The organism is Nonomuraea longispora, from assembly GCF_004348345.1.
Lineage (GTDB): Bacteria > Actinomycetota > Actinomycetes > Streptosporangiales > Streptosporangiaceae > Nonomuraea > Nonomuraea longispora.
Genome location: NZ_SMJZ01000166.1, coordinates 1 through 20583, shown reverse-complemented (window position 1 = coordinate 20583; position 20583 = coordinate 1). Strand labels below are relative to the sequence as shown.

Genomic DNA, 20583 nt, shown 5'->3' with positions numbered 1-20583 from the left:
ACCCCGAACGTCACCCGCTCCCGCGACAGCACCGCCGCCGTGGACACCTGCTTGGCCACGGTGAACAGGTCGCGGACCGGGGCGATGTAGACGTTGGGGGCGAAGCGCAGCGACGTGGTCACCGCCGACATGGCCCCGATCGTCACCCACACGTCCGGCCAGTGCGTCCGGGCGTTCCAGCGGGGCCGCCCGGACTTCGAGTACGGGTAGGGCGTCTCGAAGTCGGCGTAGAAGAGATGGTCGGACAGCGTCAGCGTGTCGAAGCCGCACCTCTCGGCGGCTCTCGCCAGCTCCACGAACTGGTCGGTGTCGGAGAACGAGGCCCCGAGCCACATCTTCATCGGAACTCCGGGGCGACCTTGGTGGCGAACAGTTCGAGGTTGCGCTTGACCGTGTCGAGCGGCAGCACGCCCTGCTGGCCCTGCATGTAGAGGCCGAACCACTCCAGGTCGGGCATCCGGTCGAGCATGCGCTGGATGCCGCGCTTGACGTCGTCGGGGGTGCCGAAGAGCGCCATCTCCACGTCGTTCATGCGCTTGGCGTCGCCCTTCTCCGGGGAGATGGGCTCGTGTTTCTCGTCCTCCTTCTTCCGCAGCACCTCGAGGTAGCCGAAGGGGCCGAAGAAGGCGGCGAAGTCCTTGGGGATGCTGCGGCCGAACGTGTTGACGGCCTCCTCGGTGGTGTCGGCGATGCCGACGATCTTGAGGATGCCGGTGTGCTCGCCCAGCTTGTAGTGGCGGCCCTGTTTGGCGGACTCCTCCTGGTAGAGCCTGGCCTTCTGGGCGTGGTCGTCGGGGTTGGGGGTGAACATCCACGGCAGGATGTCCTCCTGGGCGGCCCTGATGACCGACCGGTCGGAGATCGTGAACGGCTGCCACAGCTCGGGGTGCGGGTTCTGGTACGGCCTGGGGCAGACGGAGACGGCCTGCACCGTGCCGTCGTCGGCCAGTTCGCCGGGCGCGCCGAAGGTCCTGGTCCACTCCTGGGCCGGCCAGCCCTCGATGCCCTCGTACGGGTAGGGCACCTGGTAGTCCAGCACGTCGGACTTGTAGCGCAACGTCTCCTGGGTCCACGCGAGCTTCATGATCTTCAGGACCTCGCCGAAGACGTCGAAGTTGCGGGTGTCGGAGGCCGAGCCGTCGGAGCGGGCGGCGGCGGCGTGCCAGCGCTGGCCCAGCACGTTCATCCAGCGGTTCTGGTAGCCGCGGGCGACGCCGAGGCGCAGCCGTCCCTTGCAGAACTGGTCGAGCAGCGCAACGTCCTCGGCGGCCCTGATCGGGTCCCACGCGGGCAGCACCAGGCCGAGCGGCGCCAGCAGGATGCGCTCGGTCCTGGCCGCCAGGTCGGTGAGGAACATCAGCGGGTTGACCGAGAACTCCATGCCCTCCGAATGGAAATGGTGCTCGGTCATCATCAGCGCGTCGAACCCGACCTGGTCGGCGTGGACGGCTATCTCCCGCACCTCGTGCAGCAGCCTCTGGTACGACTCCGTGTCACGCCCGATGGGCCGCTTGGCCTTGGCGTTCTCCTCGGCCGCGTAGCCAGAGCCGGGGATCTGCGGATTCAGGAAGATAGAGAACTTCACCGTTGGGCCTCTCTCCGCGGATGGTCTTCTGCAAGGTACTCTGGAAATCTTAACCGAGCAATCGCTTGGTCACGATGGGAGGCTCCCATGAGGCTCGGGGTCACGATGTTCGCGACGGACCTGGCCATGCCGGTCCAGGACCTGGCCAGGGCGGCGGAGGAGCGCGGCCTGTCCTCCCTCTACCTGCCCGAGCACACCCACATTCCGGTCTCACGCCGCACCCCTCCCGCGGGCGGGCAGCCGGAGCTGCCCGAGGAGTACAAGCGCACCCTCGACCCCCTCGTCGCCCTCTCCTTCGCCGCCGCCGCGACCGAGTGGCTGCGCCTCGGCACCGGCATCCTGCTCGCCGCCCAGCGCGATCCCATCGTGACCGCCAAGGCCATCTCCACCCTCGACCATCTGTCCGGCGGGCGCGTGGTGGTCGGCGTCGGGTTCGGCTGGAACGTCGAGGAGATCGAGAACCACGGGGTCCCGTACGGCCGCCGCCGCGAGGTCGCCAGCGCAACGTGCTGGCGATGCGGGCGTTGTGGCGCGACGAGGTGGCCTCGTTCGACGGGTTCGAGCCGTCCTGGTCCTGGCCCAAACCGGTGCGGGACCTCCCCGTGTACGTGGGCGGCGGCGCGGGCCCGGCGTTGTTCGCGCACGTCGCCGAGTACGCCGACGGCTGGATGCCCATCGGCGGCCACGGCGTCAAGGCGGCGCTGCCCGCGTTGCGCGAAGCCTGCGAGAAGGCCGGGCGGCCGATGGCCGAAGTGATACCGTTCGGGACAAGGCCGACGAAGGAGAAGCTCGACTACTTCGCCGGTCTCGGCATCGAGGAGGCCGTGGCGGCGCTGCCGAGCGGGTCCGCGGACGAGGTGCTGCGCTTTCTCGACCAATACGCGACCCTCACCTGAGGACGGGCATAATGGCGACGTATGTCCGAGCTTCGTGCCGATGATCCGCGGCGACTGGGGCCGTACCGGCTGACACGCAGGCTCGGCCAGGGCGGCCAGGGCGTCGTGTACCTCGGCGAGTCCCCGCAGGGCGGCAAGGTGGCGATCAAGCTCCTGCGCGCCAGCCTGTCGGGCGACCCCGACGTACGCCGCCGTTTCCTCGGCGAGGTCGAGGCCGTGCGCCGGGTGGCGGCCTTCTGCACGGCCCAGCTGATCGAGGCCGACCTCGAAGGCGACCGGCCCTACCTGGTCAGCGAGTACGTCGAAGGGCCCTCGCTGCGCGAGCACGTGATCGCCGAGGGGCCCCGCCAGGGCGGCTCGCTCGACCGCCTGGCCATCGGCACCGCCACCGCCCTCGGCGCCATCCACCGCGCCGGCGTCGTGCACCGCGACTTCAAGCCGGGCAACGTGCTGCTCGGCATCGACGGGCCGCGCGTGATCGACTTCGGCGTGTCCAGGCTCGTCAACACCACGGCGACCACCGGCCACATCCCTGTGGGAACCCCGGCCTACATGGCGCCCGAGCGTATCCACGGGGAGCCCGCGGGGCCGCCCGCCGACCTGTGGGCCTGGGGACTGACCGTCGCCTACACCGCCAGCGGCCGGCACGCCTTCACGGCGGAGACCCACCGGGAGGTGCTGGCCAGGGTCCTGTACGGCAAGCCGGACCTGGGACCGCTGCACGGCGCGCTGCGTGAGATCGTGCAGGCCTGCCTGGCGCCCGAGCCGGGTGACCGGCCGAGCGCCGAGGAGGTGCTGCTGCGGCTGCTGGGGCAGCAGGCGGCCGGCGAGCAGGACGTGCTGACGTCCGGGGCCATGGCCGCCGTGGGCGTCGCCGGACAGGACGTGCTGAGGTCCGGGGCCATGGCCGCCGTGGGCGTCGCCGGACAGGACGAGATCGTGATCACCGATCCCGACCCGACGACGAGTTTCCCCGTCGTACGCGTTCACGAGACGGCCGGCGCCTCCGCCCGCCGTGACACCGCGGGGCAGGTCGGAGCGTCCGGCCGGATGGGCTCGCAGACGGGCGGCACCGCGCCCGGTGGGGCGGACCTCGCCGGCCGGGAAGCGGACGGCGAGGTGCGAGCCCCTGGAGCGCGGCCGAGGCGGATGCGGCTCTGGCAGGTCGTCGTGGCGCTGGCCGGGCTCGCCATGGGCGTGGCCGGGTTCGTGTTCTGGTTGCGCGGCGCCGAGGGCTCCGGGCTGGAAGGCACCTGGACGGGCTCGGCCGAGCACCCCACCGCGAAACGCGTCTTCCCCGTCGAACTACGCGTACGCGAGGACGGCGTCGGCGCGATGCGATGGGGAGCGGATCTGCACTGCTCCGGACGGATCGGAGAGACGGGCAGCCGGCTCGTGTTCACCCTCGATCAGGTGGAGGGCAAGGAGTGCCATCCGGGGACGCTGAGGCTGCTCCCGACGGGCGACACTAACCAGATGGCCATCAAGGTCACCCGCCACGGTGAGGACGAGGTTACGTATTCGGGCAAGGTCGCCCGTACCTCCTGACCTGCTGTATCACGGTCAGGCAGCGAATCGCCTGAGCATGGTTGACTGCAGGCGGCCCGTTGCCTTCAGTAGAGAACAGGCGGCGAGGGGAGGGTGCCCGTGCCTACGGCACAGCCGCTCAGGACGGGGGACCCGCAGCGGCTCGGGGAGTACACACTTTCCGGGCGCCTGGGCGAGGGCGGTCAGGGTGCGGTGTTCCTCGGAACGAGGGGCGGGGAAAGATACGCGGTCAAGCTGCTGCACGGACCGGTGGGCGACGAGCGGGCGGCGTTCCTGCGGGAAGTGGAGCTGGCCAAGCACGTCGCGCGGTTCTGCACGGCGCAGGTCATCGACGCGGGGTTCGACGAGGGCCGGCCCTACATCGTGAGCGAATACGTCGACGGCCCCTCACTGCAGCGGGAGGTCGCGCTCACCGGGCCCCGCCGCGGCGGCGCGCTCGAACGGCTCGCCGTCGGCACCGCCACCGCGCTCCTGGCGATCCACCAGGCGGGGATCGTGCACCGCGACTTCAAGCCCCAGAACGTGCTGCTCGGCCCCGACGGGCCGCGAGTGATCGACTTCGGCCTGGCCAAGGCGCTGGACGCGGCGGCGACGGTGAGCGGCAGGGGCGTGGGGACGCCCGCGTACATGGCGCCCGAGCAGATCACCGCGTCGGCGGTCACCGGAGCGGCGGACGTGTTCTCGTGGGGCGCGACGATGTGCTTCGCGGCCAACGCGACGGCTCCGTTCGGGCAGGACTCCGTCGCGCCCGTGCTGCACCGCATCCTGACCGCGCCGCCCGAGCTCGGCCTGCTGGACGGCCGGCTGCGCACGCTGGTGGAGTCGTGCCTGGACAAGGACGCCCGCAACCGGCCGACCAGCAGGGAGCTGCTGTTCGCGCTGCTGGGCGACGCTGACGGTGTGCTGAGCTCGCCGCCCGTCCCCGTCCTGCGGACCGTTTCGCCGCTGGTGCCCGAGCCGCGCACGCCGATGGCCGAGCCGGAGGCGACGGGCGCGTCCGGCGGTTACGTTCTGCCCGGCTCGCCGGACTCGGCGCCTGGAGAGGCCAGCGGGGACGCGCGGGGAGGCTCCGGCGCTCGGGGCCCCCGTACGTCAGGGAGCTCCGGGTGGGCGCGGGTGGGACGGCCGCCCGAGGCGTCGCGGTCCGGGCCGGGCACGTCCACGGGACAGACCCCGAGGCGGGGCTGGCCGAGGGCCGCCGTCGCGGTCTGCGCGGCGCTCACGGTGAGCGCCGCCGTGCTGCTCACCGTGCTCATCCCGACGTTCGACCAGCAACGGGGCGCACAGGCCGGGCCGCGGCTCCCCGGCACGCAGCCGCCGGTGCACACCCAGTCGCCGATCGGCGAGTCCACCCCGATCAGGATCAGATCGTCCCAGAAGCAGAGCGCGCCCCCCTCGACGCCTGTCTCGAAGCCGCCCCCGGTGACCCGCCCGGCCACCGTGCCGGTGCCCTCGCTGGTCGGCATGAGCAAGGGCGGGGCGACCAAGGCGCTCAAGAAGGCCGGCCTGGCACTGGGCGCGGTCACCGAGACCGACTCGCCGGAGAAGATCGGCCGGGTGCTCAGCACCGAGCCCGCCTCCGGCGCGGAGGCGGCCACGGGCAGCGAGGTCGCGCTTGAGGTGTCGAAGGGGCTGGCGGTGCCCTCGGTCACCGGCAAGCGGCGCGAGGCCGCCGAGGCCGCCCTGACCGACGCGGGTCTCGCCGTCGGGACGATCGGCCACACCTGCTCCGAACAGCCCAGCGGGCAGGTGGTCGGCAGCGATCCGGGAGCGGGCAGCCGCGTCGCCGGCGGCACCGCGGTCAACCTCACGCTGTCCCGCCGCGGCACGGCCGTGCCGCCCGTCGTCGGCCGGGCCAAGGCGGACGGGCGGGCGGCGCTGCGGGACGCCGGCTTCCAGGCGCGGGAGCGGGGGCAGATGGTGGAGGACGAGGCGCGGGTCGGCACGATCCTGCGCCAGAGCATGAAGGCCGGCAGTTGCGCCAGGCCGGGAGCCGCGGTGCTGATCGTCGTCGGCGTGGCCGGTCAGACGGGCCCGCCGGACCCCGGTGAGGAGCCTTCGCCGACCCCGAGCCGCCAGGTCCCCGGCGAATGACGCGGTTCGGCGGCAGCCGGGGGCGTGCGCCGTCCGTACCGGGGCAGTTGAGGGCTCATGACGAAGCTCTTCAAACTCATGGCGGCGCGCTGGCTGGCCCGGACCCCCTGGGGCCTGGCCCTCCTCGGGGTCGGCTGGTTCCTGAACCGGCGGCGCAGGCGGCAACGCGAGGAGGAGGAGGCGCGGCGTTCGCAGCGGCAGGTGACCACCCACCGGTGACCCGCCCGGCCGGCGCGGTCACTTCAGCGCACCCGCCGTCAGCCCCGCGACGATGCGGCGCTGGAAGAACAGCACCAGGAGCACCAGCGGGATCGTCACCAGCACGCCCGCCGCCATCTGCGTGCCGAACGGCGTGTCGAACTTGGCTGCCCCGGTGAACTGGGCGATCCGCACCGTGGCCGTCTGACGGGACTGGTCGTTGACCATGGTGACGGCGATGATGAACTCGTTCCAGGTCGCGATGAAGGCCAGGATCGCCGTGGTGAAGACACCCGGCGCCGCCAGGGGGAGCATGACGCGGCGGAAGGCGGCGAAGGCGGTGCAGCCGTCGATCATGGCCGCCTGCTCCAGCTCGTACGGCAGCTGCCGGAAGAACGTCGTCAGGTTCCAGATGGTCAGCGGCAGGGCGAAGGACATCGACGGGACGATCATCGCCTGGTACGTGTTGATCCAGCCGATCGTCGTGAACAACTTCAGCAGCGGCACGATGAGCAGCGCCCCGGGGAACATGGACACGGCGATCACGAGGGCCAGGATGACGTTCTTGCCGCGGAAGACCAGCCGGGCCAGCGCGTACGCCGCCATGGTGCCGACCAGGAGGGTGACCGCCGTGGTCGTGCCCGCGACGACGAGACTGTTGACCAGCGACCGGCCGAAGCCCATGCCCTCGGCGAAGACCGCCTCGTAGCTCTCCAGCGACCACGGCGCGGGCAGCGGCGACTTGTCGTGGATGTCGGCGGTGCGGCGGAAGCTCGACACCACCATCCAGTAGAACGGCACGAGACAGTACAGCGCGATGCCGATCATCCCGGCCCTACGCCACATCGCGGGCCTCCTTCCCGCGCGAGCGCACGTCGCTCAGCAGGTCGGCCCCGAGCAGCTTGACGAACACGAACGTGATCATCGCGATGTAGCAGAACAACGCCGTCCCGTACGCGGACGCGGGCCCGTAGTGCACCCGGGTCGCCTCGTCCCAGATGAGCCCCGAGAGCGTCTCCACGGACTGCTTGCGCGGCCCGACCAGCACGTACGGCAGGTCGAAGATGCGCAGCGCGTCCATGAGCCGGAACAGCACGGCCACCAGGAGGGCGGGCTTGACCAGCGGCAGCGTGATGCGCCAGAAGGTCTGCCAGGGGGTCGAGCCGTCGACCTTGGCGGCCTCGTACACGCTGGACGGGATGATCTGCAGCCCGGCCAGCACGAGCAGGCCGACGAAGGGTGCGGTCTTCCAGGTGTCGGCGACGATCACGGCGAGCTTGGCCCAGGGGCCGTCGGCGGTCCAGAGGATGTCGGTGCCGAGCAGGGTGTTGGCCACCCCGTCCGCCTGGAAGATCCACTTCCACATCAGGCCCGCGACCGCGGTCGGAACCGCCCACGGAATGAGAATGCTCGCCCGCAGGACCGCCCGCCCCCTGAAGGCTCGCCGCATGACCAGCGCCATGGCCATCCCGAGCACGACCTCCAGCGCCACGGTCACCACGGTGAACAGGGTGGTGTTGAGCGCGGCGTTCAGGAAGCGCTGCTCCACCACGCCCGCGTAGTTGGCGAGCCCGGCGAACCATTCGCCCTCCACGACGAACCCGTCCGCGTCGAGCCGCTGGCCGCTCTCGTAGAACGACTCGCGCATGGCCGCGACCAGCGGGTAGAAGACCACGAGCGCCAGCACGACCATGGTGGGTGACAGCATGGCCGCGGCCGTCCACGACTGGCCGCGCGGCGCCGGGTGGCGCGCTCTCACGTCAGCAGCGGGCCGAGGGCCGACTGCAGCTCGGTCAGCGCCTGGTCGACGGGCTTGTCGCCGGTGACGATGGCGTACGCGGACTCCTGGATGGCGGCGGTCACGTCGCCGTACCTGACGGCCGCGGGGCGCGGTACGGCGGCGAGGATGCCCTCCTTGAGCGCCGGCAGGTACGGGTACTTCTTGACCAGCTCGGGGTCCTCGTAGATCGCGGTCCGCGCCACCGGCATCGAACTGGTCTGCGCGAACGCCTTGATCTGGGCGGCGCTGGTCATGAACGCGACGAAGTCCCTGGCGGTCTGCTCGTGCTTGGAGAAGGCGGAGACGGCCAGGTTGTTGCCGCCCAGCGTGCCCGCGCCGGGGCCGTTCAGCCCGGGGATGGGCGCCACGTCGAACTTGCCGGCGACCTCGCTGGAGCCGTCGGTCTTCTGCGCGGCCTCGTAGCCGTAGGCCCAGTTGCGGTAGAAGAGCAGCTTGCCCTCCTGGAAGGCGACCCGCCCCTCTTCCTCCTTGTACGTGATCGCCTCCTTAGGGATCATGCCGCTGGTGAACCCGTCGGCGAGGAACCGCGCCGCCTGCTTCGCCGCTTCGCTGGTGACCTGGGGTTTGCCGGCGTCGTCGAGCAGCCGGCCGCCGGCCGAGGAGACGGCCTCGGCGAAGTTCACGGTGAGGCCTTCGTACTTGTCGAACTGGCCGGCGTAGCAGCTCATGCCCTTCTGCCCGGGCAGGACGTCCGCGCAGATCCGCTTCATCTCGTCCCAGGTCTTGGGCGGCTCCTTGACCAGGTCGGTGCGGTAGTAGAGCAGGCCGGTGCCGGTGAACAGCGGCATCGCATAGAGCTTGTCGCGATATTTCACTGTTTCGATGGTGGTGGGGAGGAAGCCGGTCGTGTCGAGCTTCAGTTCGTCCACCCACCGGTTCGCGGCGAACTCGCTGGTCCACACGGCGTCGATGAGGATCACGTCGCCGGTGTCCGACTTGGTCTGCGCGCTCTGGATGAGCTTGCGGCGCTGCTCGTCGGCGCTCTCCGGCAGCAGCACGACCGTCGCCTTCTCGTCCGGGTGCGCGGCGTTCCAGGCGTCGACGATCTTCTGTACGGACTCGGCCTCGAACTTTCCGCCGAGGAACGTGATCGGGCCGCGCCCGCCGCCTTCCTGCTCGGCCGGAGCACTCGCGGGAGTCGTCGAGCCGCAGCCTGCCAGTCCCGCGCCGAGCACCAGCGCGGCGGCGATGTGGGTTGCCTTCAACGGGGGGTTCCTTCCAGGGATACGGTCTCGCCGCGCAGCCGCGACCGCTCGGCCGCCCAGGCGATGAGGTGGCTGTGCAGGCTCTCGCCGGGCGAGGAGAGGATCGGCGCGCGGTCTCTCGTGGCCACCGCGGTCAGGAACGCCTCGACCAGCGCCCGGTCGCCGCCGCCGTGCCCGCCCCTCGCCGTCGCGTCGCCGGTGGGCCGGGTGTCGACGGTCTCCGAGCGCCCGGTGACGAAGTCGGTCACGGTCAGGCGGTCGCCGTCGCCGTCGATGGAGCCGTGGGTGCCGAAGACGCGGGTCTGCCGGTGCAGCGCCGGGGTGAACGCCGTCATCGTGAACGCCGCCGTCGCGCCGCCCTCGAACTCCAGGTTCACGACCTGGTGGTCGACCACGTCGTTGTCGCAGGCGTAGACGCACCTGCCGTACGGGCCTGTCCTGAGCGCCTCCAGCACCCCCTGCTCGGAGACGTCGTCGGTGATCACGGACAGCGGCCACTCGTCCGTGCCCGCGAGCGGCAGGTAGATGCGCTTGGCCGAGTAGGGGCAGCCCCGCTCGGCCGGGCAGTCGAGGCAGCGGTCGGCGGCGTCCTCCGGACGGTTGTCCGGGCGGAAGTGCTTCAGCCCGCCGAACGACGAGACGCGGGTGACCTGCCGGCCCGTCAGGTACACCAGCCAGTCGAGATCGTGGCAGGACTTGGCCAGCAGCATGAACGTCGACTCGTCGGCCCGCCTCCAGTTGCCCCGCACGTACGAGTGCGCCTGGTGCCACCAGCCGACGGGCTCCAGGTGCTGGATGCTGACGATCTCGCCGATCCGGCCCGCGTCGAGCAGCGCTTTCAGCGCCCTGGTGTACGGCGTGTAGCGCAGCACATGGCAGACGGCGAACACCGCGCCGGAGCGTTCGGCGGCTCGTACGATCGCGTGGCAGTCGTCCTCCGAGACCGCCATCGGCTTCTCCAGCAGGATGTCGTAGCCCAGCTCGGCGAAGCGCACGGCCGGCTCGACGTGCTCGCGGTCCTGGGTGGCGATGACGACCGCGTCCGCCTGGCGGGGCAGCGCGGCCAGCTCGCGCCAGCCGGCGTACGGGGTCGCGTCGGGGAAGCCGGCGCGGCGGCGGGCGAGCGGGTCGGCCACCGCGACCACGCGCGCCCGGCCGGTCTCGACGGCGTGGCCGGCGTAGGAGGCGCCCCGTGAGCCCGCGCCGACGATGGCGAGCGTGACCATCCAGCTCCCTCACTTATGTAACCATTTCACGTATGTCGGCTGATGCTAAGATCCGGGCTGGTAGTCGTCAATAGGGAAGTTATGGGGAAGGGTCTCATAAGTGACCGAGCTCCGGCCGGGTGACGCGTCGCTGCTGCGCAAGGTGAACACCCAGGCCACGCTCAGGGCCCTGCGCCGCGAGGGCGTGGCCACACTGACGCAGCTCGGCCGCATCACCGGCCTGTCCAGGCAGACGGTCGAGGCGGTCCTCGACGAGCTGGGCGAACGCGGCTACGTCAAGGAGGTGCCGCCCGACGAGGGAGCGATGGGGCGGCCCGCGCGGCGTTTCGGGTTCCGCGCCGACGCCGGTCACGTGGTGGGCGTGGAGGTCGGCGGCGACACCATCGTGGCCGCGCTGGCCGACCTCGGCGGCGAGGTGATCGCCTGGGAGCGGGCCGAGGTCGACGCCGACGCCGCCGCCCACGAACGCCTGGACGCCGCCCGCCGCGCCTGCCTGGCCTGCGTGGACGGCGCCGGCATCGCGCGCACCCGGGTGTGGGCCGTGGCGGCGGGCACCTCCGGCATCGTCGACCGCACCGGGCGCGTGTCGTTGTCGATCACGTTGCCCGGCTGGACGGGCGTCGACCTGGCGGGCCTGGCCGGGCGCTGGTTCGGCTGCACCGCGCTGGCGGCCAACGACGCCAATCTCGCCGCGCTCGCAGAACACTGGCGCGGCAGCGCCCGGCACGCCTCCGACGTCGTGTACGTCATGATGGGCCGCCGGGTGGGCGCCGGCATCCTGATCGGCGGCCGGCTGCACCCGGGCCGCGCGGGGGCGGCTGGCGAGATCGGCACGCTGCGCCAGGTCGGCTGGGAGGACGCCGCCCGCGAACTGGTCAAGGACGCCTCCGCGGCCGAGGTGTTCGAGGCGGCGCTGCGGGGCGACCGTGACGCCCGCCGCCGGGTCGATCGCTATGCCGAAACCCTCGCCATCGGCGCCTCGGCGCTCGCCCTGGCCGTCGACCCCGACCTGCTGGTGCTGGGCGGCGGCCACGCACGGGTGGGCGACGTGCTGCTCGAACCGGTTCGGCGGCACCTGGCCGAGCTGTGCGTGAGCGTTCCGGAGGTGGTGGCGTCCACGTTCGGGGACGAGGGGGTGGCGCTGGGGGCGGTACGTCTCGCGCTCTCCCACGTGGAGCAGGAGATCCTCGGCCTCTAGCCGCCCTGTTCGGAGGGTGATGCATCCCGCCAGATCGCCTGACAGGACTCCAGCATGGCCGCCCTGACCTGTTCCTCCGGCAGGTCCATGGTCTTGACGGTGCCCCACTGCAGCGCGCCCAGCAGGGCCCAGCCCTTGAGCCTGGTCTCCGGGCCGGGGTCGTCGCCCACGAGCTTGGCGAAGATCTCGTCCCTGAACGTCCTGATCACCGCGCGCTCCGAGCCGGGCGAGACGGGGGAGACGGAGTCGTCGCCCGCCAGGTCCTCCATGAACAGGCGGATCACCGAGCGGTAGCGCACCGCGAACCCGACCAGGGCGTCGACAAAGTCGTCCCGGCTTTCGTGGCCGGCGCCGAGCAGCGCCAGCATGTCGTCGGCCGCCGGCGAGAGCAGTTCGGCCGCCAGGCGGTCCTTGGGGTGGAAGTGGTAGGCGACGGCGGTCTTGGTCAGGCCGACGGCGGCGGCGATGTCGGCCAGCGACGTGGCCGCGTAACCGCGCTCGGCGAACAACTCGCGGGCGGCGGCCAGGATCCGGGTGCGGGTGTCGTCGGCTGTGGTCATCGTCTCATTTCCCTATGGGAGACAGCCTTCCCAATATGTCCCGCTTTATCGTAGTGCTGTACGACCGTACTGGACGGCCGTCGAGTGGGGGCAGAGCGATGACACGGTTGCTGGGACGGCTGGGCGGCTGGTGCGCGGGGCACGGGCGTGCGGTGCTCGCCCTCTGGGTGGTCCTGGCGGCCGCGCTGATGGGCGGCAGCCTCGTTTTCGCCGCTCCCACCAGCAACGACGCCAGCATCCCCGGCACCGGCGCGCAACGCGCGCACGACCTGCTGAAGGCCGGCTTCGGGCCCGGCCATGCCGGCGGCGGCACGGTGCAGCTCGTCCTCTACGCCGCCGACGGCCGCCTCACCGACGCCGCGCGCAAACGTGCCGTCGAGCGGGCCGTCGACCGGCTGCGGGCCATGCCGCACGTCGTGCAGGTGGACTCGCCGTACCGCGCCGGCGGGATCGCCTCCAACCTGCAGATCGGGCTCATCGGCATCCGCATGGAGGGGCACGACAGCGGCAAGATCGCCGAACTCGCCCAGAGCCTGTCGAAGGCCGCGGACCCGGCGCGGGCCGCCGGGATCGAGGTGGTGCCCGCGGACAGCTCCACACCCGCCGACAAGGAGATCAAGACCGGGCCCAGCGAGGTCATCGGCGTGGTGTGCGCGCTGCTCGTGCTGGTGTTCGCGTTCGGGACGCTGGTGGCCGCGCTCATCCCGATCTTCACCGCGCTGGTCAGCGTGGCCTCGGGGCTGGGCCTCATCGGGCTGCTCGGGTGGGTGGTCGACATGCCCAAGCAGGCCGGCATCATGGCCACGATGATCGGGCTCGGCGTGGGCATCGACTACGCGCTGTTCCTGCTGTCCCGCCACCGTCGGCTGCTCGCCGCTGGAGTGCCGGTCGTGGAGTCCGTACGCCGTACCGTGTCCAGCTCGGGCGGGGCCGTCGTGTTCGCCGGCGGCACCGTGATCATCGCCTTGAGCGCGCTGACGCTGGCCGGCTTCCCCCTGCTGGCCACGCTCGGCTGGGTCACCGGCATCTCCGTCGTCGCCGCCGTACTGACCTCCATCACGCTCGTCCCCGCCCTGCTCGGGCTGCTCGGCCACCGCGTCAACGCGCTGAAGGTGCCGTTCCTGCGCGGCGCCGACGGGGCCGGCGCCGGATGGGCCGGGCTCGGCCATTGGGTCGCCCGCCGGCCGTGGCGGGTGTTGCTCGCCGGCGTGCTCGTCCTGGGAGCGCTGGCCGCGCCCGCGCTGGCGCTGAAACTCGGTCCCCTCGACGAGGGGTACGGCACCCAGGGCTCGGAGTCGCGGCGGGCGTACGAGCTGATGGCCGCCGGCTTCGGGCCCGGCGCGAACGGGCCGCTGATCGTGGTCGCCGAGCTGCCCTCGAAGGTCGCCGACTCCGGCGACCCCATCGTCGGCCACGTCACCCGCGCCGTCGACGACGTCGAGGGCACCGCCCACGTCGGCGAAGCCAAGGTGAACACCTCGGGCCGGTCCGTACTGCTGCAGGTCGTCACCGACTACGCCCCGAGCGACCCCCGCGCCGCCGGCGTGGTCAGGGACATCAGGGACGTCGTGCTGCCCGGCGTGCGCCTGCACGTCGGCGGCGAGGTCGCCGGGCTCACCGACGCGGGCGACCGCATGGCCGAACGCACCCCGCTGGTCATCGGCGTGGTCGTGCTGCTGAGCGCGCTGCTCCTGCTGCTCGCCTTCCGCGCGCCCATCGTCGCGATCAAGGCGGCGGTGATGAACCTCGTCTCGCTCGGGGCCGCGTTCGGCGCGCTGGCGATGGTGTTCTCCATCGGTCTGGGCAGCGGGCTCGTGGGCATGGACCCGCCGGCCGGCTCGTCATACCTGCAGACCATCTTCTTCTCGGTGCCGATCGAGAGCTACGTGCCGCTCATGTTGTTCGCGGTGCTGTTCGGGTTGTCGATGGACTACGAGGTGTTCCTGCTGACGGCGGTGCGGCAGGCCTACCAGCGGCACGGCGGCAACGCGCGGTCGGTGGCGGAGGGGCTCGGGTCGACGGGCCGCGTCATCACCTCGGCCGCCCTCATCATGGTGGCGGTGTTCGTCGCGTTCGTCGCGTATCCGGACCCCCTGGTCAAGACGTTCGGCGTCGGGCTGGCCGTGGCCATCGCGGTGGACGCCACCCTCATCAGGGGCTTTCTCGTGCCGGCCACCATGGTGTTGCTGGGGCGGCTCAACTGGTGGTGCCCGCGCTGGCTCGACCGCATCCTGCCGAACCTGTCGGTGGAGGGTCACGAGGAGGCCGACGAGACGCCGGCCGCGCCGCGCCGCGAGCCCGCCGGGGCGGGCGTCTGAGGCCCGCCTGTCAGTCGGAGTCGGTCAGGTTGCAGGCGGGGACCCACCCCACGACGCCGGTCGCCATGTTACGGCCGTGATACCACAGGGTGCTCTGGAAGAAGTCGCAGCGGTAGAGGCCGTGCTCCTGCGACCGGTCCGACTCGAACCCCTGGCCCGCGTAGCCGATGCCGGCGCGGCCCGAACCGGCTCTGGGCTCCGTCCAGATGACCACGCCCCGGGCGCCGAAGTCGTGGACGTCTCCGGCGACGGCGGACTGGGTCTGCATCCCCGTCATGACCAGCCCTGTGAGCGCCCCGGCCATGGTGACGTTCCTGATGTGCACCGGCTCTCCTCTCCGTGGTGTTGGTAACACACGGTAAGAGATCCGTCACGCATCGTTCCAGTGGCTTTGCCTGACCTCGACCGGGGAGCGTCCACGTCACACCATGTACTGGTCGTGGCGCAGGTAGAGCTCCGTCCACTCCTCCGGGCTCAGCCGCCGGCCGGTGGTGGCGATCTCGGCGAGCTCCTCGAAGTACGACTCCCGTGGGGCGCCCGGCGTGAACAGGAAGTCGCCCGGCCGGCCGTCGGCACACTTGTCGCCGTTGTAGAAGCGGATCGTGCCCGACAGCACGTAGAACGACTCGGTCATGGTGCGGTGGAAGTGCGGATCGGGGCCGCCGGGGCGCGGGCCCATCTCGTACCGGTAGAGGCCGTACGCGCCGTTCGTGGAGCCGCCCGTGGCGAGGTAGTGCACCCCTGCGTGCCTCCCACCCCCATGGACAGGTCCGGCTCGCGGCCGAAGAGCGCGAAGGTGCCGCTGTGCTCGCCGGTCTCGCCGAAGTAGCGGGGCTCAGGATAGGACATACCGCCTCCTCTGATCATTTGGAGGAAGTCTAGGAACCCGGCGCCCCGAGCAGCCACTGCGGGGAGGCGGTCACGCGTGCAGGGTGGGCCGGTAGATGAGCTCCTGGATGCTGGCGTCGAGCGTCCGCGTCCCGATCAGCTCGAGGTCGAAGTTGGCCGCGTTCTGGAAGATCGGGGAGAGTCCGGTCTGGCCTGTGATCACCGGGAACAGCGTCACGTGGACGCAGTCGACCAGACCGGCGGCCATCAGCGCCCGGTTCATCGACAGGCTGCCGTGCGAGCGCAACGGCACCTCGGACTGCTCCTTCAGCCGCGCGACGACGTCGACGGCGTCACCGCTCACGACGGTCGCGTCCGGCCAGTCGAGGGATCCTTCCAGCGTGGTCGACACCACCGTCGCCGGCAGGTTCCTCATGCGCGTGGCCCACGGGTCGCGCACCTCGGACTCCTCGGTGCTGGAGGCCAGCATGCGCGCGAACGCCCGGTAGGTGTTGGCCCCGAAGACCATCCGCTGGTCCTCGTTGTACAGGGCGAGGCGGTGGTTCAGGAGCTCGGGGCCCTGCTTGCCCCAGTAGCCGGTCCAGTCGCGTCGGCGCCGCCGAAGCCGTCGAGGCTGGAGAAGACGTCGAAGGTGTAGGTCACGGTCATGCTGCTCTCCCAGGAACGGTCGATCGTGTCGGGATATGGACCGGCGGCCACGGCGAAACTCATCGCTTCATCCGCGGTTCGCGTCGTGAGCTCCAGTCTCCTGCCGAGAACTGGTCGGGAAATACGCGAAAGTCGCAGAGCAGAATGGCCGCTCACGACCTGGTCTCATCCGTATCATGCCTACGTGTCCTCGCAGCATCCCCCCATTCAGCTGTCGCCTCTCCGGCAGACGCTGAGCATCGGCTGGGCTCTTGTGCCGCTGATTAGCCTGGGTATTGGAACGATCTTCATCATCGGCTCAGCCGCTGCGCGACTCCAGCGACAGAAGCTATGGTTTGCGGCAAGTGGCTATTTCGGATATTTCGTCTTTATCCTCATCCTCGCTCCTGGGGTGAACCCTCCTCCAGAGGATCAACTGCGTGACACGTTCGCCATGTGGCTCTACTTCGGGGGCATGTGGGTCGGCGGGACCGTGCATGCGTTCTTCCTTCGTAAGGAGGTCTTTCTCCCGAAGGTGAAGGACGGCTGCTTGTGGTGCGGTTCGCCGAAGAAGAACGCGCACTCGGCCTGCCCGACCTGCGGAAGACTTCAATCCGGGCCGGATCCACGCATCACCGTGCACATACCCCGCCCGGCCCGGCCTCTCGTGCCCGGGGCCGGAGTCCGCGTCCAGGAGGACGTCCACCGTGCACCCGGGGAGGAAAAAACCGCGGTAATCCCGTGGTACAAGGACCCCGTGAAAATCAGCCTCTATGCCCTATTTGCCACTGTCGCCCTTGGGGTGGTCACGTTCGGGAGAGACCTTCTCGACCTCAAGCTCTGGACGTCAGAAGCGCCCGTCGTGGACTCACCCGCTTCCGCAACTCCTACGCCTGACCCGTCGGTCCGCTATCAGGGAGGATTCAGGGTCGGTCTGGAGCCGAAAGATCTCGACCGCGACCCACCGGAGCGGGCCGGTTGGAGCCCTCAGAACGACATCGCGAAATGGTCTTACCCGATGATGCACATGAACAAGGGCGCTCTCATCGCTCCCTGGCTGAAAGCCGACACGCCTGGCTTCGCGGATTGCCGGGAGCCGGCCCGCGCTGAAGGGGTGCGCAGCATCACGCTGGAGCACGGAGGCCGTTACTGCATCAAGACAACCGAGGGTAAGGCGGCCTACTTCCACGTGAAGGAAGTGTCCCAAGGCGGTTTCGCGGGCGACCTGATCGTTTGGGAGGAGGCGAACCCCACGCGCGACGGGTCTTAGCGCGCTTTCGGCAAGGCGGCGAGGGTCTCCGGGTTTCAGAAGGTGATGACCGTGCGGGCGACGGTGCCCTGGCGGACGTGGTCGACGGCCTCGTTGATCTGGTCGAGGGGCAGGCGTTCCGTGATGAGGCCGTCGAGGTCGAGGCGGCCGCGGAGGTACTGCGCCGCGAGCATGGGCAGGTCGCGGTGGGGCGCGGCGTCGCCGCCCTGGGTGCCCATGAGGCGGCGGGAGGCGAACAGCAGGCCGGTGTCGATCTGCGCGGGGTGGCCCTGCGGTGGGCTGCCGACCATGACCGCCGTCCCCCCGGGCCGGGTGACGGCGAACGTCTGTGACAGTACGCCGGGGGCGCCGGTCGCGTCGAAGGCGTAGTCGACACCGCCTTTCACGAGTTCCCCCACCTGCCCGGGCAGGTCCGTGGCCAGGAGGGTGTGGGTGGCGCCGAAGCGTTCGGCCAGTTTCAGCTTCGGTTCGGCCACGTCGGCGGCGATGATCGTGGTCGCCCCCGCGAGCACCGCCCCTTGAATGACGTTGAGTCCGACGCCGCCGCAGCCGACGACGAGGACGGTGGCGCCGGGCGGTACCTTGGCGACGTTCGTGACGGCGCCGACGCCGGTGACGACGCCGCAGGCCAGCAGGCACATGGCGGCGGAGGGCGCGTCGGCGGCGATGCGTACGCACATGGTCTCGGCGACGACGGTGTACTCGGCGAACGAGCCGATGCCGATGAAGCGGCGGGTCTCCTGGCCGTCGAGGGTGACGCGCGGCGGGCCGCCCATGATGGTGGGGAGCCGGGCCGGGCCCGAACAGAGGTGGAAGTGGCCCGCGCCACACGGGCGGCAACGGCCGCAGGGGCCGTTCATCGCGATGATGACGTGGTCGCCGGGCTTGACGGTGGTCACCCCGGTGCCGGCGCTCTCGACGATCCCGGCGCTCTCGTGTCCGAGGATGTACGGCGGCCGGCTCGCCACCGGGCTCCTGCCGTCGATGGCCTTGAGGTCGGAGCCGCACACGCCGGACGCCTTGATGCGTACGCGCACCTCGCCGGGGCCGGGGTCGGCGATCTCGACCTCGCGGATCTCCATGGGGGCGTGGAACCTGGTCAGGACGGCCGCGCGCATCAGCATGCGCCAAACGGTAACCCGGCGCCGAGATTATGAGCAAGCGGTTGCTCGGGAGCTCGTCGACACCCCTGCCAGGCGAATTTACGCTCGCTGCTGTTCGACATGGTGTCCGGGCTGCGCAGGCCGAGCGAGGGACGGGTCAGGCCCGCCGGGCGGGACCTGACCGGCAGGTCACCGGTCAGGCGGGCGCGGGCCGGGCTGCGCCGTACGTTCCAGCGCGCCCAGGTGTTCGGACGGCTCACCGTGGCCGACAACGTGCTGGCCGCGCTCGACTGGCACGGCGGAGGCGGCGGGATCGCCGCCGACCTCGCGACCGGCCGGAGCTGCTGCTGCTCGACGAGCCCACCTCCGGGCTGGACGGCGGGCAGACGGCCCGCCTCGGCGAGGTGGTCAGAGGGCCGGACACGACCGTGCTGCTGGTCGAGCACGACATGGGGTTCGTCATGGACGTCTGCGACCGCGTCATCGTGCTCGACCTCGGCAAGGTGATCGCCGTCGGCACGCCCGCGGAGATCAGGCAGGACCCCGTCGTCAGGGTCGCCTATCCGGGCTGAGCGTGGCGCTCGGTGAAGGACAGGATGCGCTTCCACGCGTCCTGGCAGGCCTCGGCCCACTCGCCGTACGAGCGGTCGAAGAACGAGTGCGGCGCGCCCTCGTAGACGTGCGTCTCGTGTTCCGTGCCCACCCGGTCGAGTGTGGCCTCGTACGCCTCGAACTCCTCCGGCGTCGAAACCGTGTCGGCCCCGCCCCTGAGGAGGAGCAGCGGTGCCCCAGGACCGTCCTGCGGCGGGTCGATGAAGCGCAGCGCGCCGTAGAAGCCGATGCCGCCGGCCAGGCCGTTGCCCTCGGCCGCCTGCCGCCACGACTGGGAGCCGCCCATGCAGAAGCCCACCGTGAACACCGGCCCTCTGTCCGACAGCTCCTCGGTCGCCGCCCTCACGTCGGCTCTGATCCCTTCGGGGGTGAGCTGGTTGACGTGCGTCATGAAGTCGAAGTCGTCGTCGCGCTCGCCGCCGTCCGCCGTGCGGCCGAAGTAGTCGATCGCGATCGTGGGGAATCCCGCCTCGGCGAAGCGTACGGCGAGGTCGCGGTAGAAGGGATGCAAACCGCGTACGTCGGGCAGGATCACCACGCACCGCCCGTTCGGCTCTGCGGGCTCGGCCCGGTAGGCGAGGAAACGGTTGCCGTCGGCGGCGGTCAGCTCTATCTGCTCATGCGAGGCCACCTCCCCCTGGACGGGCGGCGCCGGTGGTCTGCTGTCGGTCGAATGGCACATCCCGACAGCATGCCCAGGGCGTTGGGGCGATATCCAGCCCTCAGCGGGTCGCTTCGGCGGTTTCGCGCCTGGCGGAGCGGCCGTGGCGGTGGTTGGCCTTCTTCGGGCAGGGCTGAGCATCGGGATTCGCGGTAAAGGCGGCCGTTCCGGCGTCGGCGGGTTCGAGGGGCGAATTGTGACCCGGCGCCTGTTGTGTGACATGGGCGGGGCCCATGAACATCGGGGAAAAGCCCGCAACATCCCGCGGAAAGGAAAGCTCATGGCGTTCCACGCCAATCTCGACCCCGAGCTGCGTGCGGCCCTCGAACAGGCGCCCCTGCCGGAGATGAACCTGTCCACGCTGTCGTACGAGGACCTCGCCCGGTACCGGGCGCAGATCGACGAGGCCTTGGGGGTGCAACCGGTCCTGGAGACCGACGTGGTGATCGAGGACCGCCACGTCCCCGGGCCGTCGGGCGCCCCGGACGTCCGGTTACGGATCTACCGCCCGGCAGGGGAGGGAGAGAGGCGGCCGGCGCTCTACTGGATCCACGGCGGCGGGATGATCTTCGGCCGACCGGAGATCGACGACGCGTCGATGGTCGGGTTCGTCGAGCGGCTCGGCATCGTCGCGGTCTCCGTCGACTACCGGCTCGCGCCGGAGCACCCGCATCCCGCCCCGGTCGAGGACTGCTACGCCGGGCTGGCCTGGACCGCCAAGAGCGCGGGCGAGCTCGGCATCGACCCTGACCGGCTGGCGGTGGGCGGGGCCAGCGCGGGTGGAGGGCTGGCCGCCGGGACCGTGCTCTTGGCCAGGGACAGGGGCGGGCCG

22 protein-coding genes and 1 pseudogene are annotated in these 20583 nt (G+C 70.9%); 10 read left to right on the top strand and 13 right to left on the bottom strand.

Annotated features, from left to right (window positions below; translation table 11 throughout):
* On the bottom strand, positions 1-341 hold a 341-nt coding region (locus E1267_RS32680), incomplete at its 3' end, for an LLM class flavin-dependent oxidoreductase (protein ID WP_132338280.1).
* Positions 338-1585, bottom strand: coding sequence for an LLM class flavin-dependent oxidoreductase (locus tag E1267_RS32675; RefSeq protein WP_132338279.1), 1248 nt, complete (start codon positions 1583-1585; stop codon positions 338-340). The genes E1267_RS32675 and E1267_RS32680, both read right to left, overlap by 4 nt.
* Positions 1586-1672: 87 nt before the next feature.
* On the opposite strand from E1267_RS32675, the pseudogene E1267_RS46785 reads away from it, so the two are divergent.
* The 5 genes and pseudogenes from E1267_RS46785 to E1267_RS32655 all read left to right on the top strand — a co-directional run.
* A pseudogene (locus E1267_RS46785) lies at positions 1673-2017 on the top strand (LLM class flavin-dependent oxidoreductase); the annotation flags it as partial.
* Between the two features lie 83 nt (positions 2018-2100).
* Positions 2101-2481, top strand: a complete 381-nt coding sequence (locus E1267_RS46780; protein ID WP_246064405.1) for an LLM class flavin-dependent oxidoreductase — start codon at positions 2101-2103, stop codon at positions 2479-2481.
* A 21-nt stretch (positions 2482-2502) separates the two neighbouring features.
* Positions 2503-4029 (top strand): serine/threonine-protein kinase, encoded by a 1527-nt coding sequence (locus E1267_RS32665; protein WP_132338277.1) that lies wholly within the window; start codon positions 2503-2505, stop codon positions 4027-4029.
* Positions 4030-4128: 99 nt separating this feature from the next.
* Positions 4129-6123 (top strand): protein kinase domain-containing protein, encoded by a 1995-nt coding sequence (locus E1267_RS32660; protein ID WP_132338275.1) that lies wholly within the window; start codon positions 4129-4131, stop codon positions 6121-6123.
* Between the two features lie 57 nt (positions 6124-6180).
* Entirely contained in the window at positions 6181-6342 is a 162-nt protein-coding gene (locus tag E1267_RS32655; RefSeq protein WP_132338273.1) for a DUF6203 family protein, read from the top strand.
* Positions 6343-6360: 18 nt separating this feature from the next.
* On the opposite strand, the gene E1267_RS32650 is transcribed toward E1267_RS32655, so the two are convergent.
* Genes E1267_RS32650 through E1267_RS32635 form a run of 4 tightly spaced genes read right to left on the bottom strand, consistent with a single transcriptional unit; the run spans position 6361 to position 10553 of the window.
* Positions 6361-7167 carry a carbohydrate ABC transporter permease gene (locus E1267_RS32650; RefSeq protein ID WP_132338271.1) on the bottom strand — a complete coding sequence of 269 codons (807 nt, stop codon included), beginning with the start codon at positions 7165-7167 and terminating at the stop codon, positions 6361-6363.
* Entirely contained in the window at positions 7157-8080 is a 924-nt protein-coding gene (locus E1267_RS32645; RefSeq protein ID WP_220449782.1) for a carbohydrate ABC transporter permease, read from the bottom strand. The genes E1267_RS32650 and E1267_RS32645 overlap by 11 nt, the downstream gene beginning before the upstream one ends.
* Positions 8077-9327: an ABC transporter substrate-binding protein gene (locus E1267_RS32640; protein WP_132338269.1), complete on the bottom strand. Its 1251-nt coding sequence runs from the start codon at positions 9325-9327 to the stop codon at positions 8077-8079. Before E1267_RS32640 ends, E1267_RS32645 begins: the two co-directional genes overlap by 4 nt.
* Positions 9324-10553, bottom strand: coding sequence for a Gfo/Idh/MocA family protein (locus E1267_RS32635; protein WP_132338267.1), 1230 nt, complete (start codon positions 10551-10553; stop codon positions 9324-9326). The genes E1267_RS32640 and E1267_RS32635 overlap by 4 nt, the downstream gene beginning before the upstream one ends.
* Positions 10554-10653: 100 nt before the next feature.
* Between E1267_RS32635 and E1267_RS32630 the strand changes: the two genes are divergently transcribed.
* Positions 10654-11751: an ROK family transcriptional regulator gene (locus E1267_RS32630; RefSeq protein WP_132338265.1), complete on the top strand. Its 1098-nt coding sequence runs from the start codon at positions 10654-10656 to the stop codon at positions 11749-11751.
* Here E1267_RS32630 and E1267_RS32625 read toward each other — a convergent pair.
* Positions 11748-12311 (bottom strand): TetR/AcrR family transcriptional regulator, encoded by a 564-nt coding sequence (locus E1267_RS32625; protein WP_132338263.1) that lies wholly within the window; start codon positions 12309-12311, stop codon positions 11748-11750. The genes E1267_RS32630 and E1267_RS32625 overlap by 4 nt on opposite strands.
* A 98-nt stretch (positions 12312-12409) precedes the next feature.
* On the opposite strand from E1267_RS32625, the gene E1267_RS32620 reads away from it, so the two are divergent.
* The gene (locus E1267_RS32620; RefSeq protein WP_132338261.1) at positions 12410-14629 is read left to right on the top strand and encodes an MMPL family transporter; all 2220 of its coding nucleotides are present in this window, start codon (positions 12410-12412) and stop codon (positions 14627-14629) included.
* A 10-nt stretch (positions 14630-14639) separates the two neighbouring features.
* Here the strand turns inward: E1267_RS32620 and E1267_RS32615 are convergent, their stop codons facing one another.
* From E1267_RS32615 to E1267_RS46775, 4 genes are all read right to left on the bottom strand, one after another.
* Positions 14640-14954, bottom strand: coding sequence for a hypothetical protein (locus tag E1267_RS32615; RefSeq protein ID WP_132338259.1), 315 nt, complete (start codon positions 14952-14954; stop codon positions 14640-14642).
* Between the two features lie 96 nt (positions 14955-15050).
* On the bottom strand, positions 15051-15368 hold the full coding sequence (locus E1267_RS32610; protein ID WP_246064404.1) for a cupin domain-containing protein: 318 nt from the start codon (positions 15366-15368) through the stop codon (positions 15051-15053).
* A gap of 180 nt (positions 15369-15548) precedes the next feature.
* The gene (locus E1267_RS32605; protein WP_246064403.1) at positions 15549-15986 is read right to left on the bottom strand and encodes a dihydrofolate reductase family protein; all 438 of its coding nucleotides are present in this window, start codon (positions 15984-15986) and stop codon (positions 15549-15551) included.
* Between the two features lie 35 nt (positions 15987-16021).
* Positions 16022-16189, bottom strand: coding sequence for a hypothetical protein (locus tag E1267_RS46775; protein ID WP_246064402.1), 168 nt, complete (start codon positions 16187-16189; stop codon positions 16022-16024).
* A 121-nt stretch (positions 16190-16310) separates the two neighbouring features.
* On the opposite strand from E1267_RS46775, the gene E1267_RS32600 reads away from it, so the two are divergent.
* Positions 16311-17375 (top strand): hypothetical protein, encoded by a 1065-nt coding sequence (locus E1267_RS32600; RefSeq protein ID WP_132338257.1) that lies wholly within the window; start codon positions 16311-16313, stop codon positions 17373-17375.
* Between the two features lie 35 nt (positions 17376-17410).
* On the opposite strand, the gene E1267_RS32595 is transcribed toward E1267_RS32600, so the two are convergent.
* Entirely contained in the window at positions 17411-18499 is a 1089-nt protein-coding gene (locus E1267_RS32595; protein WP_132338255.1) for an alcohol dehydrogenase catalytic domain-containing protein, read from the bottom strand.
* A gap of 383 nt (positions 18500-18882) precedes the next feature.
* Between E1267_RS32595 and E1267_RS46770 the strand changes: the two genes are divergently transcribed.
* Positions 18883-19050, top strand: a complete 168-nt coding sequence (locus E1267_RS46770; RefSeq protein WP_246064401.1) for an ABC transporter ATP-binding protein C-terminal domain-containing protein — start codon at positions 18883-18885, stop codon at positions 19048-19050.
* Here the strand turns inward: E1267_RS46770 and E1267_RS32585 are convergent.
* On the bottom strand, positions 19038-19772 hold the full coding sequence (locus E1267_RS32585) for a dienelactone hydrolase family protein (RefSeq protein WP_132338253.1): 735 nt from the start codon (positions 19770-19772) through the stop codon (positions 19038-19040). The genes E1267_RS46770 and E1267_RS32585 overlap by 13 nt on opposite strands.
* 259 nt (positions 19773-20031) lie before the next feature.
* Here E1267_RS32585 and E1267_RS32580 point away from each other — a divergent pair.
* On the top strand, positions 20032-20583 hold a 552-nt coding region (locus tag E1267_RS32580; protein WP_132338251.1), incomplete at its 3' end, for an alpha/beta hydrolase.

What these genes read in the sequence shown, in the direction of transcription:
- E1267_RS46780 (WP_246064405.1), top strand. Translation starts at nt 2,101, where the DNA reads ATGCGGGCGTTGTGGCGCGACGAGGTGGCCTCGTTCGACGGGTTCGAG.
- E1267_RS32665 (WP_132338277.1), top strand. Translation starts at nt 2,503, where the DNA reads ATGTCCGAGCTTCGTGCCGATGATCCGCGGCGACTGGGGCCGTACCGG.
- E1267_RS32655 (WP_132338273.1), top strand. Translation starts at nt 6,181, where the DNA reads ATGACGAAGCTCTTCAAACTCATGGCGGCGCGCTGGCTGGCCCGGACC.
- E1267_RS32650 (WP_132338271.1), bottom strand. Translation starts at nt 7,167, where the DNA reads ATGTGGCGTAGGGCCGGGATGATCGGCATCGCGCTGTACTGTCTCGTG.
- E1267_RS32635 (WP_132338267.1), bottom strand. Translation starts at nt 10,553, where the DNA reads ATGGTCACGCTCGCCATCGTCGGCGCGGGCTCACGGGGCGCCTCCTAC.
- E1267_RS32625 (WP_132338263.1), bottom strand. Translation starts at nt 12,311, where the DNA reads ATGACCACAGCCGACGACACCCGCACCCGGATCCTGGCCGCCGCCCGC.
- E1267_RS32620 (WP_132338261.1), top strand. Translation starts at nt 12,410, where the DNA reads ATGACACGGTTGCTGGGACGGCTGGGCGGCTGGTGCGCGGGGCACGGG.
- E1267_RS32605 (WP_246064403.1), bottom strand. Translation starts at nt 15,986, where the DNA reads ATGGTCTTCGGGGCCAACACCTACCGGGCGTTCGCGCGCATGCTGGCC.
- E1267_RS46775 (WP_246064402.1), bottom strand. Translation starts at nt 16,189, where the DNA reads ATGAGTTTCGCCGTGGCCGCCGGTCCATATCCCGACACGATCGACCGT.
- E1267_RS32595 (WP_132338255.1), bottom strand. Translation starts at nt 18,499, where the DNA reads ATGCTGATGCGCGCGGCCGTCCTGACCAGGTTCCACGCCCCCATGGAG.
- E1267_RS32585 (WP_132338253.1), bottom strand. Translation starts at nt 19,772, where the DNA reads ATGTGCCATTCGACCGACAGCAGACCACCGGCGCCGCCCGTCCAGGGG.